At 71.0% G+C, this 23,421-nt stretch carries 18 protein-coding genes; 10 read left to right on the top strand and 8 right to left on the bottom strand.

The window, feature by feature from the left end; translation table 11 throughout:
• The first annotated feature begins 2 nt into the window (after positions 1 to 2).
• Positions 3 to 1,064 (top strand): helix-turn-helix transcriptional regulator, encoded by a 1,062-nt coding sequence (locus ACIBK6_RS11090; RefSeq protein WP_399050778.1) that lies wholly within the window; start codon positions 3 to 5, stop codon positions 1,062 to 1,064.
• On the opposite strand, the gene ACIBK6_RS11085 is transcribed toward ACIBK6_RS11090, so the two are convergent.
• Together ACIBK6_RS11085 and ACIBK6_RS11080 are read right to left on the bottom strand one after the other, a co-directional pair.
• Complete coding sequence (locus tag ACIBK6_RS11085; RefSeq protein WP_399050777.1) at positions 996 to 2,468, bottom strand: ATP-binding protein; 1,473 nt, start codon at positions 2,466 to 2,468, stop codon at positions 996 to 998. The two genes, ACIBK6_RS11090 and ACIBK6_RS11085, sit on opposite strands and share 69 nt — an antisense overlap.
• A complete protein-coding gene (locus ACIBK6_RS11080; protein ID WP_399050775.1) occupies positions 2,461 to 3,138 on the bottom strand; it encodes a response regulator transcription factor in 678 nt (225 codons plus the stop codon). Before ACIBK6_RS11080 ends, ACIBK6_RS11085 begins: the two co-directional genes overlap by 8 nt.
• Positions 3,139 to 3,271: 133 nt before the next feature.
• Between ACIBK6_RS11080 and ACIBK6_RS11075 the strand changes: the two genes are divergently transcribed.
• The 3 genes from ACIBK6_RS11075 to ACIBK6_RS11065 all read left to right on the top strand — a co-directional run bounded on the left by ACIBK6_RS11075 (position 3,272) and on the right by ACIBK6_RS11065 (position 5,081).
• Positions 3,272 to 3,850 (top strand): hypothetical protein, encoded by a 579-nt coding sequence (locus tag ACIBK6_RS11075; RefSeq protein ID WP_399050773.1) that lies wholly within the window; start codon positions 3,272 to 3,274, stop codon positions 3,848 to 3,850.
• Between the two features lie 373 nt (positions 3,851 to 4,223).
• Positions 4,224 to 4,637: a MerR family transcriptional regulator gene (locus ACIBK6_RS11070; RefSeq protein ID WP_399050771.1), complete on the top strand. Its 414-nt coding sequence runs from the start codon at positions 4,224 to 4,226 to the stop codon at positions 4,635 to 4,637.
• A gap of 126 nt (positions 4,638 to 4,763) precedes the next feature.
• Positions 4,764 to 5,081 carry a hypothetical protein gene (locus tag ACIBK6_RS11065; RefSeq protein WP_399050770.1) on the top strand — a complete coding sequence of 106 codons (318 nt, stop codon included), beginning with the start codon at positions 4,764 to 4,766 and terminating at the stop codon, positions 5,079 to 5,081.
• Between the two features lie 87 nt (positions 5,082 to 5,168).
• On the opposite strand, the gene ACIBK6_RS11060 is transcribed toward ACIBK6_RS11065, so the two are convergent.
• Complete coding sequence (locus ACIBK6_RS11060; protein WP_399050769.1) at positions 5,169 to 6,047, bottom strand: class I SAM-dependent methyltransferase; 879 nt, start codon at positions 6,045 to 6,047, stop codon at positions 5,169 to 5,171.
• Between the two features lie 280 nt (positions 6,048 to 6,327).
• Between ACIBK6_RS11060 and ACIBK6_RS11055 the strand changes: the two genes are divergently transcribed.
• A complete protein-coding gene (locus ACIBK6_RS11055) occupies positions 6,328 to 6,774 on the top strand; it encodes an SPW repeat protein (protein ID WP_399050768.1) in 447 nt (148 codons plus the stop codon).
• A 128-nt stretch (positions 6,775 to 6,902) separates the two neighbouring features.
• Here ACIBK6_RS11055 and ACIBK6_RS11050 read toward each other — a convergent pair whose 3' ends face one another.
• The gene (locus tag ACIBK6_RS11050) at positions 6,903 to 7,454 is read right to left on the bottom strand and encodes a GNAT family N-acetyltransferase (protein ID WP_399050766.1); all 552 of its coding nucleotides are present in this window, start codon (positions 7,452 to 7,454) and stop codon (positions 6,903 to 6,905) included.
• A gap of 555 nt (positions 7,455 to 8,009) precedes the next feature.
• On the opposite strand from ACIBK6_RS11050, the gene ACIBK6_RS11045 reads away from it, so the two are divergent.
• Positions 8,010 to 9,050 carry an isopenicillin N synthase family dioxygenase gene (locus ACIBK6_RS11045; RefSeq protein ID WP_399050765.1) on the top strand — a complete coding sequence of 347 codons (1,041 nt, stop codon included), beginning with the start codon at positions 8,010 to 8,012 and terminating at the stop codon, positions 9,048 to 9,050.
• A gap of 105 nt (positions 9,051 to 9,155) precedes the next feature.
• On the opposite strand, the gene ACIBK6_RS11040 is transcribed toward ACIBK6_RS11045, so the two are convergent.
• Entirely contained in the window at positions 9,156 to 10,397 is a 1,242-nt protein-coding gene (locus ACIBK6_RS11040) for a styrene monooxygenase/indole monooxygenase family protein (RefSeq protein ID WP_399050764.1), read from the bottom strand.
• Positions 10,398 to 10,593: 196 nt separating this feature from the next.
• Between ACIBK6_RS11040 and ACIBK6_RS11035 the strand changes: the two genes are divergently transcribed.
• Positions 10,594 to 11,196 carry a cupin domain-containing protein gene (locus tag ACIBK6_RS11035; protein WP_399050762.1) on the top strand — a complete coding sequence of 201 codons (603 nt, stop codon included), beginning with the start codon at positions 10,594 to 10,596 and terminating at the stop codon, positions 11,194 to 11,196.
• 226 nt (positions 11,197 to 11,422) lie between these two features.
• Positions 11,423 to 12,628 carry an acetyl-CoA carboxylase biotin carboxylase subunit family protein gene (locus ACIBK6_RS11030; RefSeq protein WP_399050761.1) on the top strand — a complete coding sequence of 402 codons (1,206 nt, stop codon included), beginning with the start codon at positions 11,423 to 11,425 and terminating at the stop codon, positions 12,626 to 12,628.
• A gap of 13 nt (positions 12,629 to 12,641) precedes the next feature.
• Here the strand turns inward: ACIBK6_RS11030 and ACIBK6_RS11025 are convergent, their stop codons facing one another.
• The gene (locus ACIBK6_RS11025; protein WP_399050760.1) at positions 12,642 to 13,634 is read right to left on the bottom strand and encodes a zinc-binding dehydrogenase; all 993 of its coding nucleotides are present in this window, start codon (positions 13,632 to 13,634) and stop codon (positions 12,642 to 12,644) included.
• A gap of 248 nt (positions 13,635 to 13,882) precedes the next feature.
• Positions 13,883 to 16,993, bottom strand: a complete 3,111-nt coding sequence (locus ACIBK6_RS11020; RefSeq protein WP_399050759.1) for a GH92 family glycosyl hydrolase — start codon at positions 16,991 to 16,993, stop codon at positions 13,883 to 13,885.
• A gap of 476 nt (positions 16,994 to 17,469) precedes the next feature.
• Here ACIBK6_RS11020 and ACIBK6_RS11015 point away from each other — a divergent pair, with 476 nt between their 5' ends.
• Positions 17,470 to 18,477, top strand: a complete 1,008-nt coding sequence (locus ACIBK6_RS11015; protein WP_399050757.1) for a LacI family DNA-binding transcriptional regulator — start codon at positions 17,470 to 17,472, stop codon at positions 18,475 to 18,477.
• Here ACIBK6_RS11015 and ACIBK6_RS11010 read toward each other — a convergent pair.
• The gene (locus ACIBK6_RS11010; protein WP_399050756.1) at positions 18,468 to 20,258 is read right to left on the bottom strand and encodes an immunity 49 family protein; all 1,791 of its coding nucleotides are present in this window, start codon (positions 20,256 to 20,258) and stop codon (positions 18,468 to 18,470) included. The two genes, ACIBK6_RS11015 and ACIBK6_RS11010, sit on opposite strands and share 10 nt — an antisense overlap.
• 319 nt (positions 20,259 to 20,577) lie before the next feature.
• Between ACIBK6_RS11010 and ACIBK6_RS11005 the strand changes: the two genes are divergently transcribed.
• Entirely contained in the window at positions 20,578 to 22,875 is a 2,298-nt protein-coding gene (locus tag ACIBK6_RS11005; protein ID WP_399050755.1) for a D-alanyl-D-alanine carboxypeptidase, read from the top strand.
• The last annotated feature ends 546 nt before the right edge of the window (positions 22,876 to 23,421 follow it).

Raw genomic sequence — 23,421 nt, 5'->3', positions numbered from 1 at the left:
GCATGAGAGCTGACCGTCTGGTGGCGACCCTGCTGTTCCTTCAGACCCGTGGGCGGGTGACCGTGGCCGAGCTGGCGGCGGAGCTGGAGACGTCCGAACGCACGGCACGGCGCGACCTGGAGGCGCTCGCCGCCTCCGGAGTCCCCGTCTATTCGCAGCGCGGACGCGGCGGCGGCTGGTCGCTGGTCGGCGGTGCCCGCACCGACCTCACCGGGCTCACGGCGGACGAGATCCGAGCGCTGTTCCTCGTCGCGGGGCCGCTGTCGACAACGCCCGCGGCACGGACGGCACTGCGCAAACTCGTACGGGCCCTGCCGTCGACCCTGCGCTCCGGCGCCGAGGCCGCGTCAAGGGCCCAGGTCGCCGACGGCACGGACTGGTCGCGCTCCCCCGTCGCCGCCCGGGCATCGCACCTCGACACGCTGCGGCATGCGGTGGTGGACGGCATACAGATCCGGCTCGGGTACGCCCGCCCCGGCAGCCCCGCCGACGAGCGAACCGTGCATCCACTGGGCCTCGCCTCCAAGGCGGGCGCCGAGTACCTGGTCGCTGACACCGACCGCGGGCTGCGGATCTTCCGGCTCAGCCGCGTCACGCACGTCGAGCCGACCGGGGAACCCGCCGTACGGCCGGACGGGTTCGACCTCGCGGAGGCCTGGCGATCGCTGGCCGCGCGGATGGAGGACCGCATGCTCGCGGCGACCGTCCACGCCCGCGCCGCAGCAGATGCCGAGACAGTCCTGCGGGGACTGTTCGGCGGCCGTATGCGCATCGGGCGGGCACTGCCCAACGGGCAGCTGGAAATCGAAGTTGACGGGCCGTCACCCGAGGTCGTCGCCGCCCAGCTGGCCGGGCTCGGCCGACGCGTCGAAGTCCTGGCACCGCCGGAGGCCCGGCAGCGGCTCGCCGCGCTGGCCGGGGAGCTCGCGGAGATCTACGGGCCTCCCCCGCGAGCACAGACCCCGCGCGCCGACGCACCTCCCCACATCGGCACGTCAGGCGCTGTCCAGCGGGAGCCGGGCCACCAGATGGGCTCCCGGCCCCGAGTCCTGGACGGTGAGTGAGCCGCCCAGGTGGGTGGCGATGTCGCGGGCGATCGCCAGGCCGAGGCCCGATCCGCCCTGGTCTCGGCTGCGGGCGTCGTCGAGCCGGGTGAAGCGCTCGAAGACCCGTTCACGGTCCGCGGGCGGGATGCCCGGTCCGTCGTCGCGGACCTCCAACACCGCTGCCCGGTGGGCCTCGTCCACCCGTAGGGCGAGCAGAACCCTGTGGTCGGCGTGGCGTTGCGCGTTGTCCAGCAGATTGGTGACGAGCCGCGCGAGCCACAGCGAGCTGCCGCGCACGGTGACCCCCGGAGCGATCTCGGTGTCCACCGGGACCCGGTCCCGCTTGCGCGCACGGGCCGCTTCCCGGACGACTTCCGTGAGGTCGACCGCGGCGGAAGGGGGTGCCTGCGCGGTGTCGAGCCGGGCCAGCAGCAACAGGTCGGCGGCCAGGTCCTGGAGCCGGACGGTGTCCTCCAGGGCCCCGCTGACGAGCTCGCCCCACAGGTCGGGGTCGGGGTGGGCCTGGGCGACCTCAAGTTGCGTACGGAGCACGGTGATCGGGCTGCGCAGTTCGTGCGAGGCGTCGGCGATGAACTGGCGCTGGCGGATCACGGACGCTTCGAGGCGGTCCAGGGTGGAGTTCATCGTGGCCGCGAGCCGGGCGATCTCGTCCTGGCTGGGCGGCACGGGCACCCGGCGGTGCAGATCGCGGTCGCTGATCTCGGCGACCTCGGCCCGGATCGCCTCGACGGGGCGCAGGGCCCAGCCCGTGACCCGCCAGGTGACCAGGGCGACGGTGAGGACGAGCAGGGGCACCGCGAAGATGAGCGCGGCCCGGATGAACTCGTCCGCCGCGTCGGCTTCCCGCAGCGAAGTGCCCGCGTACACGGTGACGAGACCGCTCCCGGTGGCGGTGGTGACCTGGACGACGCGCTGGCGGTGCTCCTCGCGCACCGGCCTGCCGTTCCAGGTGCCACGTACGGTGCCCGGCGCGCTGGGGCGGGCGGCCGAAAGGGCGGGGCGGCCGGTCAGGTTGGGGCTGGCCGCGAGCACCCGGCCGTGGGCGTCTACCACCTGGAGGAAATCGGTGCCGCGGTCCGGGGTCAGCACGGCGTCGAGCCGGCCCTCGGCCGCGAGTCCGGCGATGTGGACCGCCTGTCGTTCGGCGTCGGTCTGGGCGTTGCGCGTCAGGTTGTTCTCCAGCAGCCCGAGCAGCCCGAAGGAGGCGACGCCGAGCGCCAGCGCGACCACGGCGGACGCGCCCAGGGTGGCGCGGGCCCGCACGGACCGGGGCCGGAGCCGCCGCGCGAGGTGGCGGAGCCGGACGGGGTGGGGGAGCCGAGCGAGCTGCCGGAGCCGGACGACGGCTCGGCGGGGCGTGGCGTCGGGCGTGGCGCCGCCGGGCCCGTCCTGCTCAGCCACCGTCGGCCGCCAGTCGGTAGCCCGCCCCGCGCACGGTCTCCACCGCGGCCCGCCCGAAGGGGGCGTCGATCTTGCGGCGCAACGCGCTGACGTGGACCTCGACGACGTTCAGGTCGCCCTCGTAGGCGGCGTCCCACACCTGCTCCAGGATCTCCCGCTTGGGCACGACCTCACCGGCGCGGCGGGCCAGATGCACGAGCACCGCGAACTCGCGCGAGGTCAGCCGGGCCTCGGTCCCGCCCCGCGTGCACCGCTGCCGGGCCGGGTCGATCACCAGGTCGCCGAACTCCATGATCTGCGGACTGCGCCGCCCCGTGCGCCGGATGAGCGCGCGCAGCCGGGCCACCAGGACCACGTACGAGAACGGCTTGGAGAGGAAGTCGTCGGCGCCGGTGTCGAGGGCCTCCGCCTCGTCGTACTCGCCGTCCTTCGCGGTGAGCATCAGGATGCCGGACTCGCAGCCCGCGGCGCGCAGCCGGGCGCAGACCCGGTAGCCGTTGATTCCGGGCAGCATGATGTCGAGCACGATGACGTCGTAGTCGTGCTCACCCGCCAGCCACAGGCCCTGCGGGCCGTCGTGGGCGACGTCCACCGAGAAGCCCTCGGCCTGGAGCCCTCGCTGCAGGGCCGCGGCCAGCCGCCGCTCGTCCTCCACCACCAGTACGCGCATGGGTCAAGGTTCTCAGGTCGCGTCGCCGGATTGCTGAAGGGTTCTTCAGGTCGCTTCAGCAAAGCTTCAGCATGTTCCCCGCATGCTCGGTCCGAGCCGGGCGCGTGTCCGGTGGAACACGAGGAGCAGTCAGATGACTCAGTCCAATCCCCAGCCTTCCGAGCACCCCGCGGGTCCGGGCGAGGAGGCTGCCGGGCCGACCGGCAAGGCGGCGGGGCGCCGCGGCCGGTTCACCCGGCTGACCCGTCAGGGCCGTACGCGCTGGGTGGCGCTCGCGCTGGTGGTGCTGATCGGCGGCGGTGCGGCGGCCGCGGCGGTGGCGGAGCACCACCACGAGGAGCGGGCCGGCGGCCGGTTCGCGGCCGAGGGCCGGGGCCACCGCGACGGGCCGGAGATGGACGGCCGTGCCGGGGCGAAGAAGGCGCGGGAGGCCGGGCCGGGCCGCTGGGATTCCGCCGCCGGCGGACTCGCGCAGGCCCCGGCACCGCTGCCCGCGCTGCCGGCCGCGCAGGCCGTGGACAAGGCGGCGGGTGCCGTCTCCGGCGGCAAGGTCGAATCGCTGCGGGTGGTCGCCCAGCAGGGTGGCGGCAGCGCCTGGCAGGCCGTGGTGCTGGGCCCCGACGGCGTCCGGCACGCGGTGACGCTGGCCGGCGCCGACGGCACGGTCACCAGCAACACCGTCGCGGAGCAGGGCCCGGAAACGGCCCGCTGACCGCGACCGCCACGACCCGTTCGGCATCCGCCCAGCCCCGGCAGGACGGATGCCGAACGGTGTGGTGTCCGCTCAACTCCCCTATTTTTCCCTCCACTTGAGCACTGTCCGGCTTCGAGCGCGAGGCGCGCTCCAGGAGGACCTCCCACTCGCGCCGCGTTGCCGGTCAGGGAGGCCGCCCGTTCGGACTCCGCGCGTGCCTGCCCTCGGGCCGACCTCGCGAGATGGAGCGAATCTTGGTCTCCGGGCCCGCTTCGTACGGAGCCTGCGATTTGGCAGACAGCCGCTCGCCGCAGGGCGGGCCCGACCGTACACTCGCCCCAAGCCTCACACGGACGTGAGGGTCACGGCATCGGGCCGCGAGGGGGAGCACATGCGTATCGGGGAGTTGTCGGAGCGCACCGGCACGTCGCGTCGGCTGCTGCGGTACTACGAGGAGCAGGGCCTGGTCGTCTCCAGCCGCTCCGCCAACGGCTACCGCGATTACGACAAGGCCTTCGTGGACCGGGTCATGCAGATCCGGGGGCTGCTCGACGCCGGGCTTCCGACGCGCATCATCAAGCAGATCCTTCCCTGCCTCGACAAGCCCCGGACCATCCACTTCCCCGACGCCACGCCGGAAATGATCGCCACGCTGACCCTCGAACGCGACCGCATGACGCAGCGCATCGCCTGTCTGGTCCGCAACCGCGACGCGGTGTCCGAATACCTCGACACCGTGGTCGGCGCCAGCGCCCCCGTCCCGAGCCCCAGCCCCGCCCCTGAAGCGGAATCCTCGGCCTTCTGACCGGGTCGGCGCTGGAACGGATCGGCCCCCATCGCTATCTACCCTCCTGAGCACCCCTGAGCGGTGCCACCCGGGCGGTCATGCCCGATGCCCGGGTGAACTTCTGGCAGAGAGTTCTATCGACCCATGGGTCTCACGAGTAACAAGGTGCTGGCAGTGACCGTGCTGTGCGCCGTGGTGATGTTCACCGTCACCATCTGGCTGTGGCCGCGCCTGGCACGTCAAAACTGGAAAACCGTCCTGGGCCGGCTGGGACTGCTGCTCGCGACTCAGCTGCTGGTGTTCGCCGCCGTGGGCCTCGCGACGAACAAGTCCTTCCTGTTCTTCGGCTCGTGGACGGACTTGTTCGGCCAGGAGCAGGGCGTCGGCGTGGTCGTCGACCACTCGGCCGGACTGGGCTCCGGAATCCAGGAGATCCTCGCGCCGGTCCATCCGGCGAGCTAGCAGGAACGTCACGCCGCCCGCCGGAGCCCGGGTCCGGCCCTCGCGCCGCGGGCGGCTCGTACGGTCGAGCCGCCCGCGGCGCCTTCCTCAGCGGCCGCGCCGGCCGCCCAGCGCGCGGGCCAGCAGGCTCCGGGTTCGCGTCGCCGGAGCGGGGGCGGCCGTCCCGCTCGGTTCGGGCACGGCCGCCGTCTCCGGCGGGGCCGGGTGCAGCGGCCGCGGCGGAGTCGGCGCCACGGCCTTCTTGCCGCTGATCCGGATGAGCGGCGCGCCCGCCACCTCCTCCACCCCGTGCCACAGGTCCGTGCGCGACTTCAGCCAGTCGAGCAGCTCGGTCCGTACCGGCTCGGCATCGCCCCAAGTGCCGTATGCCTTGGTGCCGGTGATGCAGATGAGCTTCAGCTCCTTCGTGGCGACGGCGCCCCAGACGGCGGCCGCCACCCCGGGGCAGTGCTCGGCCCGGAAGTCATCGAAGGCCACGATCGCGTCGGGCCCGGCCAGTTCCCTGGCGGCCTCGATGTCGCCGTGCACGTGCTCGTACAGATGCGAGGCGTCGATGTGGATGAAGCGACAGCTGTCCGGCCGCAGCCGGGATGCGATCACCGAGGTCGGCGCCTGTACGACGGTGGGCAGCTCCGGGTGGAAGGCGAGGTAGTTCGCTTCGAAGGCGCGGCGGGTCAGCGTCGCGTACGACCTGCCCATCTCCGCGCTGTTGGGGTCGTCGGGCGCGGGCGAGTCGAAGAGGTCGCAGACCGTGAACTCCTCGCCGGTACGGAGATATCCACCGATGAAGATCGCGCTCTTGCCTAGATAGGCACCGAGTTCCAGCAGATCTCCGGGCTGCTGCGGGGCCTTGTCCTGACGCGTCAGGAACCAGTCGAACAGCAGCTGATCGGCCGGCCAGAACCAGCCTTTGACATCGGAGAAGCGGGCCGGGGACGGGGCCGGTGCACTCGTCGTTTGTGACATGGCCCGGTCCTACTCCTGCCAGATGACCGGCAGATGGCCAGCGGACGTGGCCCGGGCGGCCCCCCGGTTGAAGGGTTGAAACTCCCCGGCCCCACCCCCTCCAGATGAACCATGCCGCACTGTCCGCAATCGAAATGACACTCACAGCGATGGCAAATATGGGTGAATAGTAAATACCGGCGACATCTACACATAAAGGCCAGATAAGAGCACAATGGGACAGCGACATCCTGTCGCAGCGCGGCCAGACGTGCAGAGTTTTCAGAAGGAGGCGAGTCGGATGGCCGACGTCTCACACCGCCCCGGTGATATCTCCGGACACCCCGATGTGTCGGAGATGCGGGACCGCTACGCCCGTGTGATGGAAACCCGAGGTGTCGCGGCGGTCGAGGAACTCGTGATCCTCGCCGGAATCTACGCCGCGATATCCGGCTGGACGGTCCACTTCTCAGCAGCCAAGCCGACCTTGGCCCTCAGCAACCTGATCGTCGGTATAACCCTCGCGGTCCTGGGTCTGTGCATGTCCATGGTCCCCGAGAGGTCCCAGGATCTGAACTTCGTGGTGCTGCTCCTGGGCGCCTGGCTGATCATCTCTCCCTGGGTCGTCGCGCGCAGCGCCGGCACCGGAGCGATCCTCAGCAACGTCATCACTGGCGCGTGCGTGTGCCTGTTCGCACTCGTCGCGGGCGGCATGCTGATGACCAAGTCCCGCAAAACACCAACGTGAACCCGCGCACCCGGCCCCCGGTCCCGTGAGGCTCCGCCAATAGCGCGGAACCCCCCTGGCACCCGGTCACAGTGAATCCATCGCACACCGGCTCGTACGACGCCCGCACCTCCGCTCCCGGACTCGGTTCAGCGGTTGGTGCGGGCGTGGCCGGTCCGGAGCCCGGTCGTACGCTGCCATCTGACCTCGCCGTCCTGCCACACCTCAGTGGGCCCGAGCCCGCAAGCGGCGGCAACGGCGGCGGATGCGTGATGCTCCGGGTGAATGTGGGCGACGACGGCCGACACGGCCTGCCGGCCGAGCCACTCGACGAGCCCCCTGGCCGCTTCGGTGGCGATCCCCCGGCCCTGCCATGGGGTGCCCACCACCCATGCGATCTCGGCCACCGGCCCGTGCCCCATGGGTCCGATCGTCGCCTGGACCGTGCCCGTCGCACACGCCTCGCCACGGAGCCGGATCACCCAGTTCAGCCAGCTCACCTCCGGGTCGGGAGAGCCCGCGGTCATGCGCTCGTAGCGGGCACGAAGGGCTTGCGCGGTCTCCGGGGCGCCGCCGATGAAGGCATACAGGGCCGGGTCGGACAGCACGGCGGACATTTCCTCGGCATCGGCGACGCGGAGCGGCAGCAGGTCGAGCCGCTCTGTGTTGATGGGCTCGGACACCAGGGTATGTGTGTTCACGCCGTGCACTCCTCCGATCGCGGCCGTGCCCAAGTGGTGGGCCACCACACGATTTTGGCATCGAAGTGGCTGCGCCCCATGGCCGGATCACGCCCTCCGGCCGGGCCCCCTGGCGCCCCGACCGTACGGAATCGGCAATGTCTGCGGGAGCTCTGGCGCAACCTCGCCACCGGGGGTGAAGATGCTCCCCACTCGACCACGGGCGGACGGAGGCGGCGGGAATGCGGGGGACGGCGATTCCGGCGGCGGACGGCGAAGCCGGGTTACCCGCGGGGCCTCCCACCGGCCCCTGTGAGGCTGCGAGGCCCTTCACCGGCACATGTGAGGCCGGTCACAGCCCGCGGGGGCCGCCAGGAGTAACCTTGCGACATGCCTCCGCTCGTTCGACGCCGCCACGTGGACTACGTCCGCGTTACGAGCATGGCCTGTCGCACTTCCCGCTGACCCAGGCCCCCCTTCACCCTCCCCGTGCCTGCACGGCCCCCGCCCCACCCCGGCGGAGCCGTGAACGCGCCCACCCGCGCCGGCCGGGGCATATCCCAGCGGATGGCTCTCATGTCGTACGTGACTTCGTCACAGCTCCCGATCATCGACCTCTCCGCCGCCGACCGCGGCCCCGAGTCCCGTCGGCAGCTGCACGCCCAGCTCCACAGCGCCGCCCACGGCGTCGGCTTCTTCCAGCTCGTCGGGCACGGCGTCACCGACGCCGAGACCGCCGCCCTCAACGACACCATGCGGGCGTTCTTCCGGCTTCCGGAAGCCGACCGGCTGGCCATCGACAACGTCAACTCCCCCCATTTCCGCGGCTATACGCGGATCGGTGACGAGCGCACCGGCGGCTCGCGCGACTGGCGTGACCAGCTCGACATCGGCGCCGAGCGCCCCGCCCGTATACCGGGGCCCGGCGAGCCCGCGTACTGGTGGCTGGAGGGCCCCAACCAGTGGCCCGCCGCCCTGCCCGAACTGCGCACCGCGGCGCTCACCTGGATCGACCGGCTCAGCGCGGTCGCCGAGAAGCTGCTGCACGAACTGCTCGCGGCGATCGGCGCGCCCGAGGACTTCTACGACGACGTGTTCGGTGACCGCGCCCATCTGCACCTGAAGCTGGTCCGCTACCCGGGCAGCGCCGAGGACGGCACCGCGCAGGGTGTCGGCGCCCACAAGGACTACGGCTTCCTCACCCTGCTCCACCAGGACGCCGTCGGCGGGCTCCAGGTGCAGCGCGAGGACGGCCGCTTCCACGACGTGCCGCCGCTGCCCGGCGCCTTCGTCGTGAACCTGGGCGAACTGCTCGAGGTGGCGACCAACGGCTACCTGCTCGCCACCAACCACCGCGTGGTGAGCCCGCCCGGAGCCACCGAACGCTTCTCGGTGCCGTTCTTCTACAACCCGCGCCTGGACGCCCGCATCGAGCCACTGACCTTCCCGTACGCGGCGCACGCGCCCGGCGCCACCGCGGACCCGGCCAACCCGCTGTTCGCGGAGTACGGCCGCAACGAACTCAAGGGCAAGCTCCGCGCCCACCCGCTGGTCGCGGCCCGCCACCACGCGGACCTCCTGCTCGGGGAGCGCCCGCTCGCGCCACTGGCTTCGTAACGGCACTGCGGGCCGACGGAGCGGCAGCAGGCACAACTGCCCTTGCGGAGCCGGAGCGCACGGGCTCACGCCCGCCGCCCGCACTCAACGACCACGCTCCCGGCCTCAGTCGGCCCGTGCGATCTCCGCGAGGTACCGCTCCGCCCCCGCCGGATCCATCAGCCAGTCGCGGTAGTCGAGCGGGTCCGCGTACCCGTTGGTGAAGCGGTGGGCGGCCGCCGGGTGCTCGAAGGCGGCTTCCAGGAGACGTACGACGTGATCGGCCGGGGGCTGACGAAGCATCAGATCGGTGAAGGCGTGCACGTGCTGGGCACTCTTCCAGTACTCCGCGAAGGTCCGCCGCATCCACGGACCGTCGAACGAAAGATCGCCGCGCCGCACGATCGCATCGAGGTAACTGGCCGCCGCCCGCGCGGCGTTGTTGGCTCCCTGCCCGGTGATCGGGTCATTGACGACGACCGCGTCCGCCATGCCCAGCACGCACTGACCGTCGCCGAGCTCGGCGACCCCGTGCCGGACCGTCGGGGTGATCGCGCCGTACAACGCGGCGCCCGCGTCCGTGGGTTCGGCCTTGGCGAAGCGCTCGTACTCCCAGGGCGCGTACACGCGCAGCAGCTCCACCGCCCGCCGCAGCCCCTCCTCCGGAGCCGGCCGGTCGCCCCAACAGTCGTACGGGCCACCGAACTTGCCCTCGATGAGGAGGATGTCGCACCGCCCGCCCACGGTCAGTGCCCGCATGACGATGGCGTCCCCGGCGGGCGGCACGCCCGTGACGCGCGCGTACGCGTCGGATGCGGCGCCCCGCCCTTCGACACCGGACGCGTAGAAGCAGGCGAGGGTGCGCTGGGGGCGGTCGTACGCGGAGCGTTCGGCGTCGCGGCCGAACAGCGAGGAGAGGGCGCCGCGGCCGGTGGCGACGACCGTGAGGTCATGGCGCCCGGCGATCCCGGCAAGCTCGTCGGCACCGGCCGACCGGTACTCGACCCGGCCTCCCCGCGCCTCGAACAGCTCCAGCCAGGCCGCGAGTTTCAGCCGCTGGTCCACCGAGCGGACCTCCTCGTCGAAGGAGGCGGTGAACCGTGACCGGGGCGCCTCCGCGGCGGGGTCCCACTGGGTCATCTCGAAGCCGCGCATCACGGGGGCCAGGTCGTCCCAGAGGTTCAGCCCGGCCGCCCGCTCCAGTGCGAGGGCCGGTCCGAACATCAGCTGCGTCGACATGACCCCGCCGCCCCGCACCTCTTCGGCGGTGCGCTCCGACACCACCGTCACCTCGTATCCCGCGCTTCGAAGTCCCAGCGCCAGTTGAAGCCCGGCCTGCCCCGCCCCGATGATCGCGACCCTGCGCACGCATGCCTCCACCCGGTCCGGACCCCGGCGGTCGCCGGGCCCGCCCCACCGTTGTACTGGGTGTCGCGCGGGCCTGCATAGACGACCTCGCGCCGGGGATCCGCCGGGTCGGCAAACCCGCGTCGTACGCCGGGGCACCCCTGCCGCAGGCAGCCTCGCAGCTCAGGAGCCGGTACGTGGCATCTAGGATGCGGCCATGACCGACCCGGACCTCCCCGCCCCTTCCCCTCCCTCCGGCTCGCGGGACCCCGAGCTCGGCTTCCCGCCGCCCGGCGAAGTGCTGCACCGGCTCCGTACCCGCAAGGGCATGTCGCTGCGCCAAGTCGCCGCCGAGTGCGGTCTTTCGGTGTCGTTCCTCGCCTCGCTTGAGCGCGGTGAGACCGATATCGCGCTGGAGCGGCTCGGCCGCCTGGCCAAGGTGTTCGATCACGACGTCGGCTCGTTCCTCGGGTTCTCGCGGGGCCGGGCCACGCCCTCCCTCTTCCCGCGCGAGAAGCAGGAGGTCCTGCGGCGGGCGCCCGGTGTCGTCTACCGGCTGCTGCGCTCCCCGGAGCTCGGATACCAGGTGGTCACGGGCGACTTCGAGCCGCGCAGCTCCCTCACCGAGGACCTCCAGCACGAGGGCTCCGACCTCATCACGATCACCCGGGGCACCCTCGTGGCCCGGTACAACGGCGTCGACCACGAGCTGCGCGCCGGGGACAGCGTCCAATGGTCGGCCGGCCACCCGCACAGCTTCCGCAACGACACCGACGAGCCCGCGCAGATGATCGCCGTACTGTTCTCCAGCCTCTACTGATCCATCCGGCTGACCCATATCGGTGGTGTTGCCGTAGCCGACGAAATCCGGTTGATGGGACCGCGTTCGTCGTCGTGCACGTCATCGGCGCCGACACGACGGACTTCGCCGTGCTGTTCGGAACCCGCATCGTCGCCGCGGAACAGTATTCTGCACTACAGTGCGTTTTACTGAACACCCTGAGGGGCGTCGCACCCCTCGGTCACGAAGGCGAGGCCGACGACCGATGACCAGCGTCCGACCGACGACCAACATCGCGGTGATCAACTACGGGCCAAGGCTCGACTATCCCGCGATGCTCCCCGAACTCGTCGACAAACTGCATGTGTTCAGCCACAACGAGCTCCAGAACACCGAGGGGCTGGCTCACTACGAGCACATCGAGGACTGCGAGTCCGTGCCCTACCCGGAGTTGATGATCCGTCGACTGGCCGGTGAGAAGCCGTTCAGTCATGTCGTCACGGACAATGAGTACGACCTCGAACGGGCTGCCCGGATACGGGCGGACTTCGGGATCTCCGGTCAATCCCCGGCCAGCGCCCTGTCGTTCCGCGACAAGCTGGTCATGAAGGAGGTCGCGGGCCATACCGTCGCCACGGCCCGCTTCGCCCGCCTGGAGACCATTGTCGACCTGACCCGCTTCATCGAGCGGTGCGCGTACCCGGTCGTCGTCAAGCCGGTGAAACAGGGCGGCTCACGGGACATCGCGGTGCTGCGCGGCGACGACGACCTCGTCGCGTTCAGCCGGCGTCCGTGGCGCGACGACCTCATGGCCGAGGAATTCATCGAGGGCCCCATGTACCACGTCGACGCGGTACTGGGTGAGGGATACCGGTTCGTGGCGTCATCCCGGTATCTGCGCAGTTGCCTCGGCGTGTTCTCCGGACAGAACAACGGCTCGGTCCAGCTGCACCCGCAGGACCCGTTCGCCAAGAGGCTGGCGGAATTCCTCGACCGTACGCTCGAAGCCTTCGACACCCCTGAGGTCAGCGCGTACCACCTGGAGGTGTTCCACACACCTGAGGACGGACTGGTGCTGTGTGAAATCGCCTCCCGCATCGGCGGGGACCGCATCCCCCTGCTCACCCGGGCCACCTACGGTGTGGACCTGCACACCACCTTGCTGCGCCAGTTGTGTGGGCTGCCCGTCGGCCCGCCGCCGACTGCTCCCCCCGCAGCGGTGCACGGCTCGGTATCCATCCTTCCGCAGGGCCGCCCCGTGCGGGCGCCCGGTCGACCGCCCTTCGAGTGGGTGCGGCATTACGAGGTCAACGAGCAGCTCGCGCCCGGCGCGGTGACCGTGCACAGCGCCTCGCACCTGTGCTTCGTCATCGTGTGCGGAGCCGACACGGCGGAGGTGGAGCGACGCCTCCTCCAGGCCGAGGCCTGGCTCCTCGCGAACCTGGAAGAGGCGCCCTACCAAGGGAGTTGATGCCGAGTCCCGGTCAGGCGGCCTCCGCCGCCATGCGGAGGTGGGCACGCGGCCGGGTGTAGAGGCGGCCCTGGACCTCGCCGCGGGCCAACCGGTCCATCGCCGCGGGGAGTTCACCGAAGGGAACCTCGTGCACCGTGGGCTTGAGCGCCCCCCTCGCGATGAGGTCGTACACCTCCCGCAGTTCGTCCTTGCTCGCGCCGAGGGAGCCGATGAGCCGGACGTTGCGCAGCACCAGGGAAGCGATCGGGATCGGCGCGACGGCGCCGCCTAGCCCGACGAGCACCACACAGCCGCCCGGACGCACGACCTCCACGGCGGCCGAGGCCGTCGAGCCGACTCCGGCGAAGTCCACGATGACGTCGGGGTTCCTGGCCGCGAGTTCCCGGACGTCCCCGAAGCAGGCGGAGGCTCCGGCCTCCGTCGCCGGGCCGTGGGCGGCCGGGCTGATGTCCACCCCGTACACGGTCGCGCCGAGCAGACTGGCGATGCGTACGCCGTTGAGGCCGAGGCCGCCGAGACCGATGACGCCGACCGTCTGCCCGCGCCGAACCGAACCGGCCGTACGGACCGCGTGGTAGGCGGTGGCCACCGCGTCGGTCGCGACCGCGGCCTCGGCGAACGTCACGTTGTCGGGGATCCGCACCAGCGTCGACACATGTGCCAGTTCCTGCTCGGCGAATGCCCCGTCGTGTCCCACCCCGGGTGTGAACATGCCCGCCTCGATCGGATGCACGACCAGTGCGATGCCCACCCGGTCGCCGACCTTGAACTCCCGTACGGCGTCGCCCACCGCGGAGATCACACCCGCGCCCTCGTGGCCGAGCGTGACCGGGCGCTTGACCGCGAGGTCGCCCAGGTCCATGCCGCTCATGATGTGCAGGTCCGAATGGCAGATCCCGGCCGCCTCGATGTCGACCACCACCCACTCCGGCCCGGGCTCCGGGTCCGGGACCGTCTCCAGACTGAGCGGGTGCCCCGCACCGGCGAACCGTATGGCCTTCATCTCCGCATCCCCGCCTTCAGCAGCATCGCACAGGTGTTCCCTGTTCTGGTGGGTGAGTTCCCGATACCCCGTCATTTTATGCGTATGAATCGTTTCTGCACGGCGGGAGCCGGACGTGCGGATGCTCCTGTCGCTCATCGACGGGACAGAACGACGGCGAGCCCCGACGGCGAGCCGCCCCACATGTGCTGGGGCCCGCCGTCGGGGCTCGGTGTGCGGCGGCCCTGTGCTGGCGGGCCCCATGTCGGTCAGGTGCCGTTGACCTCCAGCTCGTATATGCGGGCGGCCGGGTCGCCGTTCTGGGTCGGGGTGATGACGGCGAGGCGCACATGGCGCGCCGACGATGTGACGGGGCTGGTCGTGGAGTCGGCCGTGTTGCCGCGCACCTGGGCCACCGTGGTCCAGGCGCTGCCGTCGGCGGAGACGCTCAGGTCGAAGTCCTTGGTGTTCCAGTCCGCGCTCTCGCCCCCGGCGCCCGCGTGGCGGACGGTGATCGAGGTCAGCGGATGGGCCGCGCCGAGGTCGACCTGGAGGGTCTTGGTGCCCGACGCCTTTGAGCACCACTTGTCACTGTTGCCGCCGCTGACACTGCCGTTGACCGCCTTGTCCGGGGTCTCCGAGGAGGTGCAGGAGGCGGATCCGGTGGCCGGCTGTCCGATCGCCAGGTCCCGGCTGCCCGCGTTCGCCCCGTAGACCTCGAACTCGTACACCCGGGCGGCGTCGCTCCCGCCGCCGCTCGTGTTCGAGGGGCTTGAGATGACCAGCCGTACGTAGCGCGCCGATCTGGCGGTGACGGGATGGTACGTACGGCTGGAGCGCGAGCCGGTGACCGTGGCCGCGGTGGTCCAGGCGGTGCCGTCGGTGCTGGTCTGGATCTGGAAGGCCCCGGTGTTCCAGCCGGTGGTCTCGCCGCCGAGCCCGGCGTGCTTGACCACGAACGAGGACACCGTCCGCACGGACCCCAGATCGACCTGGAGCGTGGGGTTCGCCGCGGCCGAGCACCACTTGCTGTTGTTCGCCAGGGAGCCGTCCACCGCGTTGTCGGCCGATTCCGCCGTCGCGCAAGGGGCCGAGCCGGTCACCGGCTTGCCGAGCGCGAGGTTCGTGCCGAGTTCGGGCGCGGCGGGCACCGGGGTGGCACCGTCCTGGTAGGACGGCGGCACGTCAAAGGCGCCGGTGCCCCAGGTGGTGCTGGGCGCGCCGCCCATCGTGTAGGTGAGGGTCGCACCGCCCGCGACGTCCGGATAGCGCAGGTAACTGTGGCTGGTGGCCGTGCCGTTGACGTCGAGCGCCTGCACATAGGGTCCGGATCCGGAACTGTTGATGGTGATGTTCCCGGCCGCCCGCTGGATCAGGATGGACGGGAACTGCGGCCCGTGCACCGCGAGTGTGTCCGCGCCGGGCGTGGCCGGGTACATGCCGAGCGCGGCCCACACGTACCAGGCCGAGGTCGCGCCGAGGTCGTCATTGCCGGGCAGCCCGCCCGCGCCGGTGGTGAAGGACTCGGACATCACCTTGCGCACCGCGTCCGTGGCGCCGGCCGGATGGCGGGCGTAGTTGTAGGCCCACGGCACACCGTGCTCGGGCTCGTTCCCTATGTAGTAATAGGGCCTGCTCTGCCCGGCGTTGACCTCGGTGAAGTGGTGGTCGAGGCGCTGCACGGCGGTCCCCGGGCCGCCCATCGAGTTGATCAGGCCGGAGAAGTCGTACGGGACCATCCAGGTGTACTGGGAGGCGTTGCCTTCCGTGAAGGTGGACTGGCTCGCCGGATCGAGCGGCCAGCTCCAGGAGCCGTCGCTCTTGTGCTGCTGCACATACGAGGACTCGGGGTTGAAGGTGTTGCGCCACCACTGGGCGCGCCCCATATGTGTCGTGTAGCTCGACATGTCGCCCAGCCCCTTGGCGAACTGGGCCACCGCGAAGTCGGATGCCGAGTATTCGAGGGAGTCGGAGGGGTCGTCGAGATAGTGCAGGCTCGTGTACGTCGACTGGCGTCCGCGGATCGCGCTGCCTTGCGCGGTTCCGCCGTTGGACGACTTCTCCATGAGGGCCAGTGCCGCCGAGGTGTCGAAGTCGCGGGCCCCGAACGCGTACATGCTGCTGACGATGATGGGGCCGGGGTCGCCCGTCATGACGAAGTCCTCGTTGGTCTGCTGCGACCACTTCGGGAGCAGTCCGCCCTGCTGCCCGTCCAGGACCATCGACTTGGCGATGTCACCGGCCTCGGTGGGCGCCATCAGCGCGATGAGGGCCGCCCAGGAACGGTAGATGTCCCAGCCGGAGTAGTTCTGGTACACCGGCCGGGCCGAGTTGTGCACGGCGTTGTCGAAGCCCCGGTAGTCGCCGTTGACGTCACTGGAGATGTTGGGGCTCTGGAGCACGTGGTACAGGGCGGTGTAGAACTTCTGCCGGTCGGTGGCGCTGCCGCCGGACACCTGGAGCCGGTTGAGCATCTGGTTCCAGGAGTCGTCGGCCGCGGTGCGGACCGCGCCGAAGTCCCAGCCGTTGTTCTCCGCGGTCACATTGGCCTGGGCGCCCGCGACACTGACGTAGGACAGGCCCACCTTGAACTGGACCGCCGTGGTGTTGGTGGTGTCGAAGGTGACGTACCCGCCGGTGCTGGTGCCGGAGGCGTCGGCCGAACCGTCGGTGACGGTCCCGCCCGACCAGGTGCCGAAGCCGGTCGGTGTCCGGTCGAAGCGCACGTCGAAGTAGATCTGGTACGTCTTGGAGGAGCCGCAGAACCCGCCGGCGGTCACGCTTCCGGTCAGCTCGTTGCCGTTGATGTGCACCGTTCCGGCGCGGTTTCCGGTCGCGCTGCGGCCGGTGTTGATCAGCAGCCGGGACGCGGTCGAGGCGGGAAAGGTCAGCTTGCCCATGCCGGTGCGGGTGGTGGCGGACAGCTCCACGTCGGTGGCGTACCGGTCCAGGCGGGTCTTGTAGTAGCCGGGCTTGGCGACCTCGTTCGCCTTGGTGTAGCCGGAGGCGTAGCTGGTCCAGTCGGTACCGGGAGAGGTACCGAGGGCGCCGGTGACCGGCAGCAGCGGCAGGTCCTCGTTGTTGGCGCAGCCCGCGCCGTCGAAGTGGGTGAGGCTGAAGTCCTCGACGGAGGTGTCCTTGAAGCGGTAGCCGGACGGCGAGGCGGTGGGGGTGTCGGGACTGAACTGCACGCCGCCGAACGGGACCACGGCCCCGGGGTAGGTGCTGCCCCCCGCGCCGCCGGGCACCGGGTTCGGGGCGTTGCTGTCGTCGGTGCCGATGAACGGGTCGACGTACTGGGTCAGCGGAAGCGTTGCCGCGTGAGCGGGCGCCGCGGCGAGGCCGACGGCCCCTGAGGCGGCGAGCGCGAGGGCGCTCAAGGCGCTGACGCATCTGGACCGGACCACGGATCCGGAGGAGGAGGGCACGGAGCGGGGCACGAGGGGGGACCACCTTCTCGCAAAGGACCGCTCGCCGTCCGGCGGGCGGCCTCGGGACGGGGATGCTCGGTGTGCATGGGAACGTTACCAACCAACTCAGGATTGTTGAGGTGTACCTGACCGCCCGTCAAGAGAGCGGGGCGAGTTTGAGCCCGCCGTCCACCGTGCGGCCGCCAGCCTCACCCGCTCCATGGGTCAATCACCCTTCAAGAAGGAAAGTTTGATGGACCGTCAATTACTCCGTAACTCCGGAGGGTGTCATTCATGGGAACGTTACCAAGCCGTGGCCGGCATCTTCGACTGATCCGCCCCGACTGCCCCAAGCACCCCGCGAGCAGCCTGACCAGGGGGCCGGTCTGCCATCATCGACGCGTCGCCGTGCCGGACCGGGCGCGGCTCGGTCGATGAGGAGGGCCGTGAAGCGCCCGACGATGAAGGACGTGGCCCGCGCGGCGGGAGTGAGCCCCATGACCGTGTCGCGCGCGGTGTCGGGCGAGCCCGGGGTCTCCCCGGACACCGCTGCCCGAGTCGAGCAGGCCGTACGGCAGTTGGGCTACCAGCGCAACGTCAACGCCCGCAACCTGCGGCAGAAGAACCTCCGCACGTCCACCATCGGGCTCGTCGTCGACGATCTGGCCAACCCGTTCTACGCACTCATGGCCCGCTCCGTGGAGGACGAGGCCCATCGTCGCGGCTTTCTCGTCCTGGTCGGCAGCACCAACGACGAACCCCGCCGGGAACGCGAGGTCATAGCCGCCTTCACCGCCCGCCAAGTGGACGGACTCATTCTGGTCCCCACCAACGGGGGCCACGCGTTCCTCAAGCAGCCGATGGAGGGCGGCACTTGTGTGGTCTGTGTGGACCGGCCCGCCAGGGGCCTGGCCGTCGACACCGTCACCGTCGACAACCGGGCGGGGGCCGAGCAGGCCGTCAGCCATCTGCTCGGCCACGGCCACACCCGTATCGCCTACCTCGGCGACCGTTTCGACATCTGGACCCAGCGCGAACGCCACGCGGGCTACCTCGACGCCCTCGCCTCCCACGGCATACCCGAGGATCCCGCTCTCGTACGCCATGGCCTGCGCGCCCAGTCGGACGCCGCGGCCGCCCTCGCCGAGCTGCGGACGCTGCCCGATCCCCCCACGGCCCTGTTCACCACCAATGACCTGATCACCATCGGTGTCATGGACGGACTCGGGCCCCCCGACCCGGTGGCCGTCGTCGGATTTGACGACTTCCCGCTGGCCGACCGGCTCAGCCCGCCGCTCAGCGTCGTCAGCCAGGACCCGGTCGCGCTCGGCGCCACGGCCGCCAACCTGTTGTTCTCCCGTATCGAGGGTGACCGTTCCGCACCCCGCTCCGTCGTCCTGCTGACCCGGCTCATCGTCCGGGGCTCGGAAGTCGGCGGGCGCACTCAGGGCTGACCGAGCAGCCCCTGCGGCAGATAGGGCGACCGTATCGGGACGCGCCAGCCGATCCGCCGGGCGTGGCAGGCCAGGCCCAAGAGGTCGAGGTTGACGGCTGCCTCGATGTCCTTGCCCCGGTCGCCGACCGCGTAGTACTCGCGGTGTTCCTCAAGGGCGTCGGCCAGCGCGAGGGCGAAGCCGTCCCGGTCTCCTTGGACGAGTTGGGACAGCAGGGAAACCGGTGGCGCGAGGAAGCCAGGACTCGCCATCCGGGCGGCCGTCCTCAGCGCATGGTCCACCGCGGGCTCGGGGTCGACGCCGCGCAGATAGTCGTGAAGCGCCGCGCAGTACGCACCGCCGGGCGACGGGTAGCCGTCCTCCGCGAAGAACACGGGATCGACCAGGACGCAGTCGGCCAGAGGCCGGCGCGCTCCGACGGTCAGCGCCAGGGCAATGGCCTGTTGCCACTGGTGCGGATTGGGCCGGAAGGAACTGCGCCACGCTGGCAGCGGGCGTGTCGTCCCGCCGATCGAGACCTCCACCTCGGTGCCGGGCTCGGCCCGCGCCACCCGGAGGGCGCCCGCCCCCGCCTCGGCGCCCAGCAGCAGCGCCTCGTACTGGCGCGGGTCCGTCGCGTCCGGGTCGAGCACGGCCCGCACGAGGAAACGCTGCCGCTGGTCCGACATGAGCGACGTCAGATCCCTCGCGAGCAGTTTCGGGTCCTCGGCCAAGTCATGGAAGCGCGCCAACTCCTCCGCCGCGCAATCGTCGTACAGCGAGGGACTCGTGGTCCGCGTCGCGAAGTGGTGCGGCGGGCGCTCGACCACCAAAGGCCCGGCGGCGAGCGCGGCCACCGCGTCGTCCCGCTTGTCCCGGCCGTACGCGCGGACCCGCGGCGGGCCCGGCGCGAAACCGGTCACGAGCGCCCGCGGGAGGTAGTCGGACTCGATGCGCAGCCGCCAGCCGTGCCGGCGGTGAGCCATCGCCATGAGCGCGAGGGCATCGAGCGGGAGCAGACTGCGCGGCCCGGCGTTCCCGCCACCGGCGCGGCTCCGGTGCTGCTCCAACTGCGCCACGAGATCGCGTGTGAAGCCCGCCTCGTCGCCCACCGCCAGGGCGCGCAGAGTACTGAGCGCGGCCCGGTGGCCGGGCCAGTCGTCACCCTCGCCCAGTGTGGCGACGACCATGTCGATCAGCACGCACTTCTCGACGTCCAGAACGGGTCCCGGAGATGCCGTGCTGTCCTGCCCTTCCTCATGGCCGAAGACATACGCCAGCAACGCGTGGACGAGCGCCACGTCGGCGCGCCCCTCGTTCCCGCGCCACGGCGGGGCGGCTTCGGCGAACACCGCTGCCCTGCGGTCGGAGGTCCGGGAGATGTACGCCAAGAAGAAGGCAGTCAGCCAGTCGTGGGCGCGGGCCTGTCTGTCCTGGTCCCCGTGGACCTGGCTGTCCTGGTCCTCGTCGCCCTCGGACGCACCGCCGTAGGAAACCCCGGCCCCGACATAGTCGATCAGCACACCGAATCGCCGCCCCGGGGACACGCTCAGCTCCAGCGCCCCCACCGCGGCTGCCGCCGCCGACCCGAGCGCGACCTCGGCATCCTTTCCGCCCAGTTCGGGCCTGCGCGCGGACTGGGCTCCGAGGTAGTCCAGGAAGGCATCGACCGTCATCCGCCAGCCCGTGGCCGGATGCTCGTCGTGCTGCATCCGGTGCACCTCCCCACCGATCCGCTCCGCGAAGCCGGCCTCTGCGGCGGCAAGCGCTGCCGCACTGACCCGATGGCGCTCGATCTGCACCTGTGCCTCCCGACGAGTCCCCGTTCGATCTTGCCCTGCCAGCATAGGAAGGGGGTCTGACAATCCCCCTGGCCTCGGCCCTCCGCCCGGGCCGACAGCCCCGGCTGGAGCACATATCGGCTTCTGGGGCGGCTTTGTCATCGTTTGGTCATACGGACGTGCGATCGTGGTACTGCTGGTTCGGCCACCCTGCGCCACGAAGGGCACGGTCCTCGGAAAATGAGGGCTTCCGACTGGAACGGTTTTGTACGTTCCGGGCATCTAGGCGGCCGACAGCGCAGAGGACAGGGCGAGATCAGCAAGGCGGGCTGCACGACGTATGAACGAGAAGAACAGCGCGAAGGCGGGCGGGCTTTCCGGCACGGAGGGAGGATCGGGCAACGAAGCGGAAGCAGTGAACGCTGCCTCGGCCGACGCGACCGCGGCTGGTAAGCCCTCGACTGACGAGGCTGCCACTGGCAAGTCCTCGGCCGAGACCGCGGGTGATGAGACCCGAGCCGATGGCCCGCGGGGTGAGAAGGCCGAGCGAGTCACGAAGGCCGAGCAAGCCGACACGCCCGCCGCGGCCACCACGGCTGACACTGCCGCCCCGCCTTCCCCGGCCGACAGAGTCCAGAAGGCTGACGAGGCCGGGAAGCCTGCCACAGCCACTGGGACCGACAAGGCCGGAGCGGGCCCCGGAACTGGAGCAGGCGACAAGGCCGGAGCGGGCGAATCCGTAGCCGAACCTCGTCCGGCGCCTGACCCCCGTGAGCCCCACAAGGCCCGCGAGCCGCACCGCGGTTCCGCCAAGCCGGCCGAGGACGCGGCCGCCGACGCGCGCGACGACGGCGATCACGCTGCGAGCGGCGACAGCCAGTCCAACACCCCGCCGCACGACGAACCGTCGAAGGAAGGGGAGTCCAAGGACGGGAAGCGGAAGGAAGGGGCACAGGACGCTTCGGCGGTGCGCGCCCAGGTGCCCCCCAGCGAGCCGGAGTCGGCCTCCGAGAGCGCGCCCGCGCGCACCCCCGCCCGGCGCGGCTGGAAGGAGTCGGCCTCCGAGCGGACCAGCGAGTTCGTCGCGCTCAAGCCGGATCTGCCGCCCTCCGCCCCGTCGCGCCCCGCCTCGCCACGCCCCACCACTCCCGCCCCCGCGTCGCCGTCGCCCGCCGCAGGCCCCGGCGAGAGCTCCGCCGAGCCGGAGCGGACCCGGGAGTTCGCCGCACCGCGCCGCCTGGACAACGACCGTACGATGGCGCTGACCCGCCCGCCCGCGCCCGACGCGGCGGGGCCCGCGGCCACCTCCGGTAGCGGTGGTACGGCGGAGGCGCCGCCCGCGCTCGATCTGCTCGCGCAGCTGACGAACACGCCGCCGAAGCCGGAGACGCTCGCCCGCACGGTCACCCGCAGGATCAAGATCTGGGGCACGCTGATCGTGCTGCTCGCGATCGTCCTGGTGACGGTGCAGGCGCTGCGTCCGCTCCCCGCGCCGACGCTCAAGCTCACCGGTAAGTCGAACCACACCGCCGACGGCGGAGCCCTGTCGCTGCCGTGGCCGTCGGAGGGCCAGGCGGTGGTGGACATCGACGGCCTCGGCCACATGGGCTCCTTCGGGGAGATGAATCCGCTGCCCATCGGCAGCGTGGCGAAGGTGATGACCACGTACCTCATCCTGCGCGACCACCCGCTCAAGGCCGGCGACAAGGGGCCTTCGATCCCGGTCGACCAGAAGGCGCAGGACGACTACACCAACGGCGTCCAGGAGAAGGAGTCGGTGGTCGAGGTGAAGGCGGGCCAGCAGATCTCCGAACTGGAGGCCCTGCAGGCCGTCATGCTGCCCTCGGCGAACAACGTGGCCCGGCTGCTGGCCCGTTGGGACGCGTCGACCGAGGAGGCGTTCATCAAGAAGATGAACGACACCGCCAAGGAACTCGGCATGACCAATACCACGTACACCGACGCGAGCGGCCTGATGGAGTCCACTGTCAGCACCGCCGAGGACCAGGTGAAGCTGGCCAAGCGGGCGATGGCCGATCCGGTGTTCCGGCAGATCGCCAAGCTGCCGTCGTACACGTCGACGACCACGTCGGGCGGCACCACCGTGGAGACGGCGAAGACGCAGCGCAACTTCAACAAGCTCGTCCCGCTGTACGGCGTCGTGGGCATCAAGACGGGGTCCACGACCAAGGCGGGCGGCAATCTGCTGTTCGCGGCCGAGACAATGGTCGGCGACAGCAAGCAGCTGATCGTCGGGGCGGTGTTCGGCCAGCACAAGCCGAGCATCATCGAAACCGCGACCGCGGCCAGCAAGAGCCTCATCCTCGCGGCGGGCAAGGAGCTCAGGAGCGAGACGGTGGTGAAGAAGGGCGAGGTGGTCGGAGAGGTGGAGGACGGCCTCGGCGGCAGCGTGCCGGTCGTGGCGGCCAAGGACCTGACGGTTCCGGTCTGGTCGGGCGCCACGGTCGACATCAAACTCACGGACGGCGGCAAGGAGTTGCCGCACACGGCGAAGGCCGGGACCGAGGTCGGCACGCTGACCGTGGGCAGCGGCACCGGCGAGGCGAAGGTGCCGGTCACGCTGCGGGACGACCTGGCCGAACCGTCGTTCGGCGCGAAGCTCACCCGGCTCGGCTGACCCAAGAGGGACCACTTCCGGCCCCCTCACACCGCACGCGGCCCCGCCGGATTTCCGGCGGGGCCGCGTGCTGTCGGCACGGAGTCAGCAGGGGACGGCGCCCCCGCACTGGCAGGGGCCACCGCTCTGGCAGCCGCACTGGCAGCTCGGTCCGCAGCTGCAACTGGCCGCGCGCAGCGGCGGCGTCGCCGGGCGGGGCGTCGTGAACGGGGTGGAGTGTGGGCTCGGTGGAGCCGTGAGAGGAACAGGCTGCTCGGGAATCATGGTCATGCTCCCTTCCCTGGTGCGCTGTTTCAGCCCCGAGTCAACTCCTGGACCCGACCCCCGTCAACGCCCCGGTCATGAACGGGCAGTTCGGATGTGTACCGCCCGATCGCCTGCGTCTTGCGCCGGGTTGTCAGTGGCACCCGGCACCATGGTGGGCATGCTGATCGGCGGGCGCCTGAAGCCCGCACGTTCGGCGCATGACACGATCTGCGCATGACACGTTCGGTCCGTCGGCAAGGGAGTCCGGGATGACGTCCAGGTTCAGGTTCTGGGCACGCG

It is taken from the genome of Streptomyces sp. NPDC050485, assembly GCF_044458185.1.
Classification (GTDB): domain Bacteria; phylum Actinomycetota; class Actinomycetes; order Streptomycetales; family Streptomycetaceae; genus Streptomyces.
The sequence above is the reverse complement of the archived record's forward strand: the minus strand, read 5'-3'. Positions and strand labels throughout refer to the sequence as shown.

Bases quoted from the DNA above. Each gene is read 5' to 3' on its own strand.
- ACIBK6_RS11025 (WP_399050760.1), bottom strand. From the start codon at position 13,634: ATGAAGGCCATACGGTTCGCCGGTGCGGGGCACCCGCTCAGTCTGGAG.
- ACIBK6_RS11070 (WP_399050771.1), top strand. From the start codon at position 4,224: ATGCGTATCGGGGAGTTGTCGGAGCGCACCGGCACGTCGCGTCGGCTG.
- ACIBK6_RS11090 (WP_399050778.1), top strand. From the start codon at position 3: ATGAGAGCTGACCGTCTGGTGGCGACCCTGCTGTTCCTTCAGACCCGT.
- ACIBK6_RS11005 (WP_399050755.1), top strand. From the start codon at position 20,578: ATGAACGAGAAGAACAGCGCGAAGGCGGGCGGGCTTTCCGGCACGGAG.
- ACIBK6_RS11065 (WP_399050770.1), top strand. From the start codon at position 4,764: ATGGGTCTCACGAGTAACAAGGTGCTGGCAGTGACCGTGCTGTGCGCC.
- ACIBK6_RS11030 (WP_399050761.1), top strand. From the start codon at position 11,423: ATGACCAGCGTCCGACCGACGACCAACATCGCGGTGATCAACTACGGG.
- ACIBK6_RS11080 (WP_399050775.1), bottom strand. From the start codon at position 3,138: ATGCGCGTACTGGTGGTGGAGGACGAGCGGCGGCTGGCCGCGGCCCTG.
- ACIBK6_RS11060 (WP_399050769.1), bottom strand. From the start codon at position 6,047: ATGTCACAAACGACGAGTGCACCGGCCCCGTCCCCGGCCCGCTTCTCC.
- ACIBK6_RS11035 (WP_399050762.1), top strand. From the start codon at position 10,594: ATGACCGACCCGGACCTCCCCGCCCCTTCCCCTCCCTCCGGCTCGCGG.
- ACIBK6_RS11055 (WP_399050768.1), top strand. From the start codon at position 6,328: ATGGCCGACGTCTCACACCGCCCCGGTGATATCTCCGGACACCCCGAT.
- ACIBK6_RS11075 (WP_399050773.1), top strand. From the start codon at position 3,272: ATGACTCAGTCCAATCCCCAGCCTTCCGAGCACCCCGCGGGTCCGGGC.
- ACIBK6_RS11045 (WP_399050765.1), top strand. From the start codon at position 8,010: ATGTCGTACGTGACTTCGTCACAGCTCCCGATCATCGACCTCTCCGCC.